We start from the raw sequence: 12,990 nt of genomic DNA on the forward strand, positions 1-12,990 counted from the left end.
TCCTATTCAGCAGACCAGGTAAAACCTTGAGCAAAGCATGAGTAAGCGCAAACTAACGCGCAAACAGAAGTGGCGCATAGAAAAAGTTCAGCAGGAACGTATTGCCCGGGCCCAAAAGAAGGAGCAGCTCATTGAGCAAGAACTTCAAGACGATAGTCTTGGCTCCGAACAACAAGGCCTGATCATTGCCCACTATGGTGCAACACTGGATATCGAGGCCATCGGTCAGCCTGGTGTTATCCGTCGTTGCCACCTCAGAACCAACCTCCCGCCACTGGTTACAGGGGATAAAGTGGTATGGCGCCCGTCTCTCAAGGATGACACCGGTGTAGTCGTAGCACTTGAAGAGCGTTACAGCCTGCTAACCCGCCCTGATAATCATGGTCGTATCAAGCCTGTAGCTGCCAATATTGATTACATTGTGCTGGTGATTGCGCCTATCCCCATGCCTCACCTCAACCTGATTGATCGTTATCTTGTAGCGGCTGAAACAGTCGGCATTGAGCCTGTACTGTTGCTGAATAAGACAGACCTTCTTAATGACGAAGGCATGGAAATGCTGAACGATATGCTATCGATTTATGAGGATATTGGTTATCGGGTGCTGAGAGCTTCTACGCGCACGGCAGATGGTCTTGCTCCTCTCAAAAACTTTCTGGATGAACATATCAGTGTTTTTGTCGGTCAGAGTGGTGTGGGCAAATCATCACTGGTGAATGTGTTGTTACCCGGAGTCGATACCCGTGTTGGCGACCTTTCAGAAACCACCGGTAAGGGCATGCATACAACCACAGCAGCCAAACTGTTTCACTTTCCAGCAGGTGGCATGCTGATCGACTCCCCGGGTATCCGCGAATTCGGTCTCTGGCATATTGATGCTCAAGCGGTTCTGGAAGGCTTCAGAGAATTCAGACCTTACCTGGGTTATTGTCGATTCAGAGACTGTAAACACGAGAAAGAGCCGGGCTGTGCCTTGAAAGAAGCTCTGGAAAACGGTGAAATTCTGGAAGAGCGAATGTTTAGTTACAAACAGATTTTAGACTCACTGGAATCCTGACTGGTCTATTCTCATCTTCGCACGTTGATCGACAGGACGAGAGGATGAGAATTTTTGCCGGTGGCATTATTACAGAAACCAATACGTTCTCACCCGTACCGACTGGCTACGAAGACTTTATTTCATCGAATGAACAGGATCAGGACTTGCCCAATGAGTGCCTGATCATGCGTCACCTGCAAACAGCCGCACAACAACGGCAATGGGAAATCACCCCGTCATTTATAGCTGTTGCTGAACCAGGAGGCGTAACAACCCGCCAGGCTTACGAGCAACTTCGGGATAATCTTCTGGAAGATCTCCGTCAGGCACTACCGGTTGATATATACCCATTGGATTTCAAGATGCTACTAGGCGACAAGTGAGCGAAGCCCTGTGAGCCTACAAGTAGTAGGTGATCAGGGTGAGCGAACGCTGGCAACAACGTAGCATCTTGAAAGGCGATGGGTATATTCCCAACATGGTACAGCGTTTTCCACAATCGGGCGGAACCGCTATCCCTGTTCCCTGTGGTGACAGTGTCTGTTTGAAGTCCCAGGGTATTTATATCGTTGTAAACAGTATAAGAACCCAAGTTTTCCATCCTGAAGTTTTTACACATTTTGGGCTCTCACTGGAAACACTAGCCATTGTGGTTGTGAAATCCATTTTCCATTTTCATGCCGGCTTTGCTCCGGTATCAGCCTCGATTTTCTTAATGAGCCCTCCCGGCGCTTTAAACATGAACTTCACAGAGATCCCGTATACCAAGCCGGATCTGAACAAATTCCCCTGGCAGGACACCCCGACTCTCCCCTACCCATCACTCCTTTGATGACTTATGCTTTCACTCCATCTGATGAGCCATGAACGAAGAAGATAAATGAACCCGATTGAAGATCTTCCGCTGATCCTAGAAGCCGATCAATTAGTCCCCCTCCTGGGACATGAGGAGCTGTTGATAGTCGACCTGTGCAATCCACGGCTGTATAGCCAGACCCACGTTCCCGGTGCTGTTAATGTTGCTCCACAAAGTATGGTTTCAGGTATTCAGCCTGCTGCAGGAAAGCTTCCTTCGGTTGAGCAACTGGAGCAAATGCTCTCGAACATTGGCTACAGCGAAAATAAACACATCGTTGTATATGATGACGAAGGCGGAGGCTGGGCCGGGCGTTTTATCTGGACTCTGGATGTTATTGGTCACAAGAAGTGCAGCTATCTGAATGGTGGTGCACACGTTTTGCTGAAAGAAAAAAAACCAACCGAGAGCACGATTAATCACCCTGAGCCTACCCAGGTCAATATCCAGATTGATGACTCTTTTATTGCCAGCAAAGATTTCATTATTGACTCACTGAAAGATTCAGACACCGTGATCTGGGATGCCCGTTCAGCTGCTGAGTACCATGGGGAAAAAGTTTTCTCTCAAAGGGGTGGTCATATCCCTGGTGCCGTGAACCTTGAATGGACATTGGCAATGGACCATGACCGTAATCTCAGAATTCGCAGCGACATCGCCAACGTTCTTGAACAACTGGGCATCACTCAGAATAAAAACGTGATTACCCACTGCCAGAGCCACCATCGTTCTGGCTTTACCTATCTGGTGGGCAAGTCTCTTGGCTTATCCATCAAAGCTTACGATGGTTCCTGGTCAGAATGGGGCAACCTGCCAGACACTCCAATCGAAAGCTGAAGGTTTCAGCCATGAAGCCGTCATTGTTGTTTCATGGCTTGGTCAGGCAATCAATAGGAAGGGACTCCATGGCAACATCAACAGGCTTGCCATTGGCCTCCAACAGCATAGCGAACGGAACACTGGTAAATTGCCTGTTAACTATCTGACAGGTCGATCTGGGCCGAATTAACACAACGGTCAGCCTGCCATCTCTATCTATAACCTCTTTGACGCTGACATACGCTCCACCAGTGGTAGTGACAAAGCTAACATTGGCTGCCACCAGCGTGTATCCCTGATCGAGATAAGACTGTATCTCATCAGGCATCGGATTCCCCGGAAACTGCTCAAACCAGTGAATCAGGCTCTCAACCACCCAAAGCTGCCGCTTTTTCCCCCACACTCTCTGTCGGTCAGCTTCAGCTCTCTTCAATATTTTTACTGCTGACTGAGGCTCGATAACACGATAGCTCGCGCCTGAAGCTATTACCGATCCAGACCCAGGCAATAAAAAGACGATGATCCAAACAGCAATAGGCTTCATGACACTCCTCATGACACTCTCCCTGTCATCACTGAAAAAGCCGCACCGTTTAATCATAGACAATGAAACAAGCCGTCTTTCTCAGAGCTTACTTGTGAGATTATGTCTGCATCATTACAATCCAACATCACTCAAAAACAGGATGAATCCTGACTGTGAAAGAACGATTATTCGCTTTTATCCAATATATCCTGCCGCACCACCTTGTTTCACGGGCGGTATACTGCTTTGTTGAGAGCACCTGTCCCAGGTTCAAGAATGCCCTGATCCGTCGCATCATCAAACAATATGATGTTGATATGAGCGAAGCTGAGCGTGAAAACCCTGAAGACTACCTCCACTTTAACGATTTCTTCACCCGATCTCTGAAAGAAGGCATGCGCCCTCTGCCAGAAGACAACAACCTGATTGTCAGCCCTGCTGATGGCGAGGTCAGCCAGCTGGGTGACATCCAGGATGGCAGAGTCTTCCAGGCCAAAGGGCACGATTACAGCCTGATTGAACTGCTGGGTGGAGACAGTGAGCTTGGTCAGGAATTCATGGGGGGCAAGTTCGCTACGATCTATCTTTCGCCTCGTGACTACCACCGGGTTCATATTCCTTTTGGCGGCACCCTTCGCAAAATGATTCACGTACCGGGTCGTTTGTTTTCAGTTAATCAGGGAACGGTTGAAAACATTCCCAACCTGTTTGCCCGTAACGAACGCGTAGTGGCAATTTATGACACAGAGCGTGGCCCCATGGCTGTAATCATGGTGGGTGCCATGATTGTTGCCAGTATTGAAACCGTCTGGGCTGGACTGGTCACCCCTGTCAGAAAGAAGGTACGCACCTTTTACTACGGAGAAGATTCAGCCGAACATATCTCGCTGAACCGGGGTGATGAAATGGGCCGCTTCAAGATGGGATCCACAGCCATTGTTCTCTTTGGCAAAGATCAGATTGACTGGCTTGAGCAATTCGAAGCCGGGTCTAAAATCAAGATGGGGCAGGCACTGGCCTCACCTGTAAAGTAAGCTTACCAGGCTCCTATGCAGGTAGTTAACCACTGCCTGCCAGTTCTTTTCCAAGGAGCCATTCATGCAGTCTCTCCGCATTATCCCTCTGATACTTGTTCTTTTTCTTTCTGGTTGTTCCGGTATCCAGGGAAAGTCTAAACAGGATAAGCAGGCCTACATAAACTCCATGCGATCTGAAACTCTGGCCATGCTGTTCAGAGCCAAACCCAGTACAGAAGCACAGTTGAAAAACGCTGCCGGTTATGCTGTTTTCAGCAACATCAACAGTAACATTATTTTTCTCAGTGCTGGCAGTGGCTATGGCGTAGTAAGAGACAACGACGATGATTCAGATACCTATATGAGAATGGCCAGCGCAGGCATTGGACCCGGACTGGGTATCAAGGACTTCAGAGCAGTCGTTATTTTTGAAAATCATAATTCTCTGGGAAAGTTTATTAAAGATGGCTGGGACTTTACCGGCCAGGCCGATGCCGCAGCAAAATCAGGCGACAAGGGTGGTGAATTGATTGGTGGTGTAGCCAACGCCAACCTGGGGATTACTGTCTACCAGCTGACAGAGAGTGGTCTTGTTGCTCAAGCTACCTTGCAGGGAACCAAATACTGGGTCGATGAAGGGCTCAATTAAGGATACACTGCGAGTTTTGATCGGCTCGGACTAGTAATGACTATTAAACTTGGCGTCGTGATGGACCCTATCGAGTCCATTGAATACAAAAAGGACAGTACTCTGGCGATGCTGGTCGCAGCCCAGAAAAAAGGCTGGGAGCTGTTTTATATGCAGCAGGAAGACCTGTATCAGTCAGAGGGTGTCGCTTATGGCAGTATGCGTCCGTTGCAGGCTCGCTACAATCCGGAAGATTTTTACTCTCTCGGAGAAAGAGAAGAACAGCCTCTGAGCTCTCTGAATGTCATTCTGATGCGTAAAGACCCTCCTTTTGATATGGAGTTTATTTACAGCACTTATCTGCTTGAACAGGCAGAAGCCAGCGGAACACTGGTAGTGAACAAACCTCAGAGTATTCGTGACTGCAACGAGAAAATGTTTGCAACCCTGTTCCCTCAGTGCACACCTCCGGTCATGGTAGCCCGAAGCGCAAAACATCTGAAAGCCTTTGCAGAAAAGCATGGTGATGTGGTGCTCAAACCGCTGGACGGTATGGGAGGATCATCCATTTTCAGAACTCACCCTGACGATCAGAACTTCAGCGTAATTATTGAAACCCTGACCCAGCATGGCCAGCAGCAGGCCATGATTCAAAAGTACATTCCAGAGATTACTGCGGGTGACAAACGAATCCTCCTGATCGATGGAGAACCTGTCCCCTATGCTCTGGCTCGCATTCCCGCAGAAGGTGAATTACGAGGAAATCTGGCAGCAGGTGGAAGTGGTGTAGGCCAGGAGCTGACAGAAAAGGATTACTGGATCGCTAAACAAGTAGCCCCTGTTCTGAAAGAAAAAGGCCTGCTGTTTGTGGGACTGGACGTCATCGGTGAATATCTTACCGAGATCAATGTCACTTCTCCCACCTGTATACGACAACTGGATGACCAGTTTGGTATCAGCATTGGTGACATGCTAATGGATAAAATCGAAGAGAAACTATCTGTTCAATAACCGACTATGACAGCGCCTGCCAACGACTGAATGGAAAGGCGCTGTTGCAGTACTGCAACATGAAAAACATTTCAGCCTCTGAAGATGCAGCAATTTTTGAACAGATGGCTGCTCCACACTGGAAATAAGTTCCCAAATCCTGCAAGGAATACTTGCGCGCCCTATGTTCATTGATGACAATGCGAGTGAGGCTGACCTGTAATAGGTAGCTTGGCCTATACCCATTGGATTTCAAGATGCTACCAGGCGACAAGTGAGCGAAGCCCTGTGAGCCTACAAGTAGTAGGTGATCAGGGTGAGCGAACGCTGGCAACAACGTAGCATCTTGAAAGGCAATGGGTATAAAGCTCAGAAAGAACGGCCCTCTTTTCACTTAATGTGTTTAAATAGATCAACTATTCACTCGCATGAAGTGAAAAAATGACTCGCTCTGCTGAGCTTAATGCTCAAGCGCAATTCCTGGCCCGCCTCCAGGGAGATCAACAATAAGATCCAGGATGCAGTATTCAAGAGGCCCGCTCCGTCAATGACGACCGTTTCTTCCGCCGACCGTTTAGGCTTTACCCTTTTCATGGCAGCCGCTATTCATGCCGTGACTGTGCTCGGTCTGTCTTTTGGACTTGAAGACAAGGCCCCACCGCCTAAAACACTTGAAGTGACCCTGGCAACCTACAAAAGCCAGACAAAGCCGGAAGATGCAGAATATCTGGCTCAACTGAATCAGCAAGGTAGTGGTACGCTTGAGAAGAAAGCGACACCGACTACCGATCGTAAAACAGATATCCAGGACAACAAAATCAATGAGGTTGAGCTTCAGCCTCAGGAAGCTGCCGCTCCTAAAACACAAGCTAAGAAGACACCACAGGTCGTCACTCGAGCTGAGAGCAAAAAGAAGGTTCAGGACAGTGAAGAGATCAACCAGCCTACCCCTGAACAGTCTAAAGAAGCAGAGCCTCGTAAACATATAGACTTACGTCAGGAGATTGCGAGCCTTGAGGCGCAGCTCAGTGACCAGCGTCAGGAATATGCCAAGCGCCCCCGCGTCAAAAGGCTCACAGCAGCATCCACCATGCTCGAACCAGGTGCGGCTTATAAGAATGCCTGGCGCCAGAAAGTGGAGCGCATTGGCAACCTGAATTACCCTGCACAAGCCCGGCAACAGAAGCTTTATGGAGAGCTTCGTCTGATGGTAGCCATTAACCGTGATGGAACGCTGTCTACTGTCGAGATCTTGAAGTCTTCCGGTTACAACGTTCTGGATGATGCTGCAATTAGAATCGTCAGACTCGCTGCTCCCTATGCACCTTTCACTGATGATTTGAGAGATTATGATATGGTGGAAATCATTCGTACCTGGCGCTTTGAAAAAGGCGATAGACTCTTCAGCCAGTAACGCGCTCAAAGCCTGCCGTAATTTAGTGCTTTATTTGCTATCGGGGCAATTTGCCCCGATACTCCCCCCTATGAGCAGTGAAACCTTCCAAAGCCTCAGAAACCACTTCCTGATCGCTATGCCCCGCATGGCTGATTCATCTTTTGCTGGTACCCTGACTCTGATTTGCGAGCACAGTCCCGGTGGTGCCTTGGGCATCATTGTTAATCGCCCTACGGAACTGACTCTCGGTGAGATTTTCAGCCAGGTAGGCATCAGGGAAGCGGACGAGTGCTTTCTCAGTCCCGACGCCGTATATTCTGGAGGGCCTGTAGCCGTTGAGCGGGGGTTTGTACTTCACTCTGGCCCCGACCATTGGGAGTCCAGTCTGGAAATCAGCCAGGGCCTACAGTTAGCCACTTCAACGGATATCCTGCTCGCCATGGCACGGGATGAAGGCCCAGATGATTCACTGGTTGCCCTGGGCTATGCCGGTTGGGGCAGTGGTCAACTTGAGAAGGAGTTATCAGATAACACCTGGCTCACCTGTAAAGCCCACCAACAAATTATTTTCGAGACACCTTTCCAGCGACGCCTGGATGCTGCCGCCGAATCACTGGGCGTCGATCTGCGACTGCTCTCCGGTCAGGTAGGCCACGCATAACTCTGCTGTAACAACATTAAAGAAAGTATGACTGATAAAAAACTGAATACCGTAATGGGTTTTGACTTTGGCACGCGGAACATTGGCGTAGCCGTGGGTCAGGCGGTTACCCGTACAGCATCCGCTTTATCTCCCATCAAAGCACGAGACGGTATTCCTAACTGGAATGATGTAACCGCTCTGCTGGAAGAATGGAAACCTGATGCTGTCGTTGTGGGTATCCCCCTGAATATGGACGGCACCGAGTCCCAGATGTCAATGCGAGCCAGAAAATTTGGAAAACGCCTGCATGGTCGTTACAACCTGCCTTTCTATGAAGCTGATGAGCGTCTAAGCTCTTTTGAAGCCAAAGACTGGGCAAACAAGTTGGGGCATAGTGGGCACTATGGTTCTAATCCGGTCGATGGTATGGCAGCACAAATCATACTGGAAGGCTGGATGAACGATGAGAATAACCCGGTGCTCTAGCGACGCATTTTCTTCTGTATTTGCAAGAAACTCTTACTTATGGCTGTTCATTCTGACATTGGGCATTCTATCCCCGGAATCTCAGGCCAGAGAGAAGGACATCATCCACCCACTTTGCTTTGAGCCCTTCGCCAGTCTGGAAAAAGCGACTCAGTCGTCGGGTAAAAAAACCATCAACCTTGATGACTGTCTGAATAAATACATCAAGTACCCTTTCAAAGAACCTGCCCCTTGGCAGGCTCTTTTTGAAAAAAATGATCAGCCAAAAGATAACAATGAGATCGACTTACCGACTCTCTCCAGTTACAAGTTCATTGGCCAGATGGAAAACCAGCAAGTTCTGATGAGCTATTCTGCCAACTACGGTGGCAGCGGTACTTTCAGTCACGCCTTTCTGGTAGACGGTATTTCCCTGCAAAAACAGGTTCCCAATAACAATACATTAACTCAAACGTTATTTGTTGAAGGCGGCGACCGTTGCTTTGGAAGTATTGAACAGCTGTCAATTGTTTCTCCGCAAATGTTCAAGGTTCGTCGCAAAATGACGCCCAGAGCGCTTGTGGGGTACGGGATGGGTGCGGATTATGCAGAAAGAGTGACAAAGGGACTGTCTGATTGTGCTCTGTGTTGTATAGGCAGTTACGAGGAGCAGGTCGATCTTAAGGGTAACAAGGAACTGGTCAATGTCATTTTACTTCCAAGAGAAATGCGTGAAACGGATACCGAGCAGGAACGCTGCCTGAACCGCCTCACGAAAGCAGATACCCATACCGATATCATCTCTAAAGAAAACTTAAAAACCCTTCAACAGAATTACATTGACCGATGTCTTTAAATCTTCGAGACGTCTTATACCCATTGAATTTCAAGATGCTACTAGGCGACAAGTGAGCGAAGCCCTGTGAGCCTACAAGAAGCCCTGTGAGCCTACAAGAAGCCCTGTGAGCCTACAAGTAGTAGGTGATCATGGTGAGCGAACGCTGGCAACAACGTAGCATCTTGAAAGGCGATGGGTATATTTCAGCCTACCTATAGCTGTAGCCTTACTGCACAAGAATTTCTAGAGGTACTCTCTGAATGAATAAAAGCAGTGCCGCCCACTATCGGAACACTTGTATTATTTATGCCCAATTTTTTACGGGGCTTTCGCAGGTTGGCTGATGAAAAGTGAAGGGTTGCAACAGAAATAACCTTCAGGGAATGATTGATTTGAATGGATCAACACTTCTGAAGGATCAGCCATGTGTGCAACACCCTCACTTCGTCCTATGTTCGCATTTTCTGGTTGGGTAATCGACCGTATTGATATTGATTGGGATACCTCTGAAGCATTCGTGTACCTGCACAGAGATGGTCGTATACAGCAGTTCAAATGCAGCCAGTGTCACTGGTCTATGGGCAAGATGCGCGAGAGTGACAGAAGCGTTCAAGACCTGCCGTTAGGGACGATCAAGGTTAATCTGTTATTTACTGCCTATCAGGGACGATGCTCAAACTGCAATCACATCGAAACCGTGACGATTCCGGGCCTTGCACCTAAATCTCAAGCTACAGAGCGTCTGAAACAACATGTCAGTCACTTATGCCGTTACATGCCCAGCGACAAAGTGCCTGAATTCATTGCTATATCCCACGACACAGCCAGACGCTGGGATAAAATGGTGCTGATGAAAACCCTTCCAGCTCCTCAACTGGATGGCATACGAGCATTGCTGATTGATGAAAAATCGATAGGCAAAGGCCATCACTATTTAACCGTTGTTCTTAATGCCGACACGGGTGAAACCCTCTTTCTGGGTGAAGGCAAGCGAAAAGCAACACTGGATCGCTTTCTGAGTGGCCTAACCCTGGAGCAAAGAGCTTGTATTCAATGTGCTGGAATAGATCGCGGAGGCAGCTACAAGGCATCGGCCAAAGAGCACTTGCCGGATGCCGATATTATCCACGACAAATTCCATATAATTGCCAACTACAACGAAGTTATCGACAAAATTCGGCGAAGGGAATGGCGACAAGCTGAGGAGGAAGACAAACCCTTCATTAAAGGCCAGCGATTCAATTTGTTTATGAATGTAGAAAACCTGACTCCAAAGCGTGAAACCAGCCTGCATGAACTTCTGTCTATGAACGAAGGCCTGTATCAAGCCTACATCCTGAAAGATATACTTAGGCAGCTATGGACGTATACCTATAAAGCCTGTGCCAGCAAGTTCCTGGATAAGTGGATTGAATTAGCCAAAGAGACTGGTATTGATGAGCTAAAACGCTTTGCGAAAGGGCTGGACAGAGCGAGAGAAGGGTTGCTGTCCTACTGCCAGCACCGTATAACCAGTGCGAAGATAGAAGCGTTCAATGGCGTCATCAAACGAATTGTCTACAAAGCGTGTGGCTACAATGACCTTGAATATCTTGATCTAAAAATTCGGCAGGAGGCACTGAAATGATCAGCCAACCTGCGAAAGAGCCAATAGTTGTGCATTTTCATAAATATAAACTAGAATTTTCAATGACTAGTTAAAGACATTATCTTGCTAGATGATGAATGTGTTACAAATGCTTGTAAGCACTCTGTTGCAATACAGATTCGCAGGAAGCCGAGCCTAAGAACGATAATATGAAAGGATCAAAAACGCCTTGCAAGTCTATTTATTGAGGCTTTCAAAATGTTTTTTCAATCTCCGTCAAAGCGATCTGCACTAGCAGCATTGCTTTTTTATTGCCAATCCATTGCTTATCTCTCCATATCAGCGAATAGTTATGCCAGTCCAGATTACGACCCAGTATTATGGTCTGACAAAACTAACAGCCCATTGACGTTATTCCTGAGTCAGAACAACCGGAAAAGAAATCTCTGTCGAATCGTTTTTGAAGATGATGATGACAATACTCTGTATGCGCATGGCGATGTTGTTGAAGCTCAAGATGGCAATTACTGCCTTGCCTTAATCCCGAGCTCCATTACCCATAAACTAAAGAATGAGTTTAATACTAAAGTCATCCCCTCAGCTGTGATTTTTGAGGAGGATTTTGTACCTCTGAATATCCCCCAGAGTAATTATTCACTCTATACTGTCGCAAGCTACAGCTACGAAGTTTTACAAATCTTCCCAAAAAATACTGTTATGGCTGCCTATTTACTTAGTGAAGAAGAGCTGACCAAATTATTTTCTACAGGGAAAACTCAAGAGCATCTGCCTGCGACCGGAATAGATTCATCTCAAGATATTGGTGTCAATAATTTTCACATTAAAAGATTATCGCTTCGTCAACCTCAGCGATATTTTGAAGCCTTATTACAGCCCTTTTATAACGGCAGTGCTTATTATGATAATCTCTGTCCTTCCGGAACTAGTGCCAGAGGGCTAGAAGACTATCAGCTACAACAAGATGGAGGATCCCCCAAATTTGAGTGCTCAGCCTGCCCCGACAACACTTACCGCTATGGACACCCAAAGCCTGAGAACAGTGACACAGAGCAACAGAACGCCATTCCCGTCAGTAGTTATTACACACCCAATTCCTATTGCTGGAGTTTTCATGAACCTCCTGTGGAATGTTCAATATATAACTGCCTTGAACCCGGCTCGTGCTCCCTCCCCTTTTCAGTTACTCAAAATCACACGAAACAACACGACACTGTTTGCGGCTGCGCGGAGGGTACTCCGTTCTACGAGATCGCACCAATCAAGATTGACAAAACATTCAACATTACCGAAGACTCTATCGAGCTGGTTGATGCGGAAACTATCTCAGCCAATTATCAGACATCTGATTTCTTGTGCATAGCCGCAACATACCCCTGTCTGGCAGAGACTGACGACCCGAACGGAACGCCTGGCTTTCTCGTGAAAATACAAGATGCTCACAAACTCTGTTATTATTTCAGCCACACTAATGGCACACATATCGAAGCCGCTGAGCCACTTTCTATTGATCAACAATATCTTGAACCTCAGGCTTTGGGGAGTTGCATCAACCCCCTTAACTCACAACCTGATAATTCTGAGCTTATCCAGAAATCTTCTGTCGCCTACACACTTAATTCTGAGTTTATCCAGAAAGCTTCTGTCGCCTACACACTTAATTCTGAGTTTATCCAGAAATCTTCTGTCGCCTACACATTGTCTGAATACTCTGAACCCACCATCGATGCCACATTAATCACTGGCTCCACACCAACCGTCAGTCCCACTGTCCCCCTTCAGGCCACCCCCTCTCAGAGCGCTTTCTTCGGCACGAGTATCGAGACTGAAGACAATACAGACCCGATGATGCTGGTAATAATAGGCATATCAGCATGTTCAGCGGCTGCCATCGTAGGGTTAACTACCACAGTCGTGATCTTGCTAGTAATGAATAGAACCAACAAAAAAACAATAATAGGACTTTCACAAAAGGTTACTTTCTTGACATCTCAACTCCAAGAGTCTCAAAAACATCCACCGGAAGCTCTGCCAGATAACACCCTAAATCCATCTTATAACCAACATTCATTATCTCCCGAAAATCCAATTCATTACGACTATATACTTCATAAGGGAACTTCAGGTGCGTCCGAAAATCCACTATATGAAACCGTACGATAGTACTC

The 12,990-nt window shown here is 47.3% G+C and carries 14 protein-coding genes; 13 read left to right on the plus strand and 1 reads right to left on the minus strand.

Going from position 1 to position 12,990, the window contains the following annotated elements:
• The first annotated feature begins 37 nt into the window (after positions 1-37).
• Genes rsgA through GZ78_RS11095 form a run of 4 tightly spaced genes read left to right on the plus strand, consistent with a single transcriptional unit; the run spans position 38 to position 2,732 of the window.
• Complete coding sequence (rsgA, locus tag GZ78_RS11080) at positions 38-1,057, plus strand: small ribosomal subunit biogenesis GTPase RsgA (protein WP_034835397.1); 1,020 nt, start codon at positions 38-40, stop codon at positions 1,055-1,057.
• Between the two features lie 44 nt (positions 1,058-1,101).
• A complete protein-coding gene (locus GZ78_RS11085) occupies positions 1,102-1,422 on the plus strand; it encodes a M81 family metallopeptidase (RefSeq protein ID WP_034835399.1) in 321 nt (106 codons plus the stop codon).
• Between the two features lie 38 nt (positions 1,423-1,460).
• Positions 1,461-1,871 carry an MlrC C-terminal domain-containing protein gene (locus tag GZ78_RS11090; protein ID WP_152558662.1) on the plus strand — a complete coding sequence of 137 codons (411 nt, stop codon included), beginning with the start codon at positions 1,461-1,463 and terminating at the stop codon, positions 1,869-1,871.
• A gap of 48 nt (positions 1,872-1,919) precedes the next feature.
• Positions 1,920-2,732: a sulfurtransferase gene (locus tag GZ78_RS11095; RefSeq protein WP_034835402.1), complete on the plus strand. Its 813-nt coding sequence runs from the start codon at positions 1,920-1,922 to the stop codon at positions 2,730-2,732.
• Positions 2,733-2,763: 31 nt separating this feature from the next.
• On the opposite strand, the gene GZ78_RS11100 is transcribed toward GZ78_RS11095, so the two are convergent.
• Positions 2,764-3,258: a hypothetical protein gene (locus GZ78_RS11100; protein ID WP_152558663.1), complete on the minus strand. Its 495-nt coding sequence runs from the start codon at positions 3,256-3,258 to the stop codon at positions 2,764-2,766.
• Between the two features lie 155 nt (positions 3,259-3,413).
• Here GZ78_RS11100 and asd point away from each other — a divergent pair, with 155 nt between their 5' ends.
• The 9 genes from asd (at position 3,414) to GZ78_RS11145 (ending at position 12,985) form a co-directional block, all read left to right on the plus strand.
• Positions 3,414-4,274, plus strand: coding sequence for an archaetidylserine decarboxylase (gene asd, locus GZ78_RS11105; RefSeq protein WP_034835405.1), 861 nt, complete (start codon positions 3,414-3,416; stop codon positions 4,272-4,274).
• A gap of 64 nt (positions 4,275-4,338) precedes the next feature.
• Positions 4,339-4,905: a lipid-binding SYLF domain-containing protein gene (locus GZ78_RS11110; RefSeq protein ID WP_034835407.1), complete on the plus strand. Its 567-nt coding sequence runs from the start codon at positions 4,339-4,341 to the stop codon at positions 4,903-4,905.
• A 36-nt stretch (positions 4,906-4,941) separates the two neighbouring features.
• Positions 4,942-5,895, plus strand: a complete 954-nt coding sequence (gshB, locus tag GZ78_RS11115; RefSeq protein WP_034835411.1) for a glutathione synthase — start codon at positions 4,942-4,944, stop codon at positions 5,893-5,895.
• Positions 5,896-6,421: 526 nt separating this feature from the next.
• Positions 6,422-7,288: an energy transducer TonB gene (locus GZ78_RS11120; protein ID WP_051786146.1), complete on the plus strand. Its 867-nt coding sequence runs from the start codon at positions 6,422-6,424 to the stop codon at positions 7,286-7,288.
• 70 nt (positions 7,289-7,358) lie between these two features.
• Entirely contained in the window at positions 7,359-7,931 is a 573-nt protein-coding gene (locus GZ78_RS11125; protein WP_034835412.1) for a YqgE/AlgH family protein, read from the plus strand.
• Positions 7,932-7,958: 27 nt separating this feature from the next.
• Positions 7,959-8,399, plus strand: coding sequence for a Holliday junction resolvase RuvX (gene ruvX / locus GZ78_RS11130; RefSeq protein WP_034835414.1), 441 nt, complete (start codon positions 7,959-7,961; stop codon positions 8,397-8,399).
• Entirely contained in the window at positions 8,377-9,234 is an 858-nt protein-coding gene (locus tag GZ78_RS11135) for a hypothetical protein (RefSeq protein WP_034835415.1), read from the plus strand. The genes ruvX and GZ78_RS11135 overlap by 23 nt, the downstream gene beginning before the upstream one ends.
• 406 nt (positions 9,235-9,640) lie before the next feature.
• Complete coding sequence (locus GZ78_RS11140) at positions 9,641-10,843, plus strand: ISL3 family transposase (RefSeq protein ID WP_081869796.1); 1,203 nt, start codon at positions 9,641-9,643, stop codon at positions 10,841-10,843.
• A gap of 219 nt (positions 10,844-11,062) precedes the next feature.
• Positions 11,063-12,985 (plus strand): hypothetical protein, encoded by a 1,923-nt coding sequence (locus tag GZ78_RS11145; RefSeq protein ID WP_034835419.1) that lies wholly within the window; start codon positions 11,063-11,065, stop codon positions 12,983-12,985.
• Positions 12,986-12,990: the final 5 nt, after the last annotated feature.

The organism is Endozoicomonas numazuensis (assembly GCF_000722635.1).
Taxonomy (GTDB): domain Bacteria; phylum Pseudomonadota; class Gammaproteobacteria; order Pseudomonadales; family Endozoicomonadaceae; genus Endozoicomonas_A; species Endozoicomonas_A numazuensis.

Coding starts and splice junctions, on each gene's coding strand:
- ruvX (WP_034835414.1), top strand. CDS start 7,959: ATGACTGATAAAAAACTGAATACCGTAATGGGTTTTGACTTTGGCACG.
- GZ78_RS11100 (WP_152558663.1), bottom strand. CDS start 3,258: ATGAAGCCTATTGCTGTTTGGATCATCGTCTTTTTATTGCCTGGGTCT.
- GZ78_RS11145 (WP_034835419.1), top strand. CDS start 11,063: ATGTTTTTTCAATCTCCGTCAAAGCGATCTGCACTAGCAGCATTGCTT.
- GZ78_RS11135 (WP_034835415.1), top strand. CDS start 8,377: ATGAGAATAACCCGGTGCTCTAGCGACGCATTTTCTTCTGTATTTGCA.
- GZ78_RS11110 (WP_034835407.1), top strand. CDS start 4,339: ATGCAGTCTCTCCGCATTATCCCTCTGATACTTGTTCTTTTTCTTTCT.
- rsgA (WP_034835397.1), top strand. CDS start 38: ATGAGTAAGCGCAAACTAACGCGCAAACAGAAGTGGCGCATAGAAAAA.
- GZ78_RS11140 (WP_081869796.1), top strand. CDS start 9,641: ATGTGTGCAACACCCTCACTTCGTCCTATGTTCGCATTTTCTGGTTGG.
- GZ78_RS11120 (WP_051786146.1), top strand. CDS start 6,422: ATGACGACCGTTTCTTCCGCCGACCGTTTAGGCTTTACCCTTTTCATG.
- GZ78_RS11125 (WP_034835412.1), top strand. CDS start 7,359: ATGAGCAGTGAAACCTTCCAAAGCCTCAGAAACCACTTCCTGATCGCT.
- GZ78_RS11085 (WP_034835399.1), top strand. CDS start 1,102: ATGAGAATTTTTGCCGGTGGCATTATTACAGAAACCAATACGTTCTCA.
- gshB (WP_034835411.1), top strand. CDS start 4,942: ATGACTATTAAACTTGGCGTCGTGATGGACCCTATCGAGTCCATTGAA.
- GZ78_RS11095 (WP_034835402.1), top strand. CDS start 1,920: ATGAACCCGATTGAAGATCTTCCGCTGATCCTAGAAGCCGATCAATTA.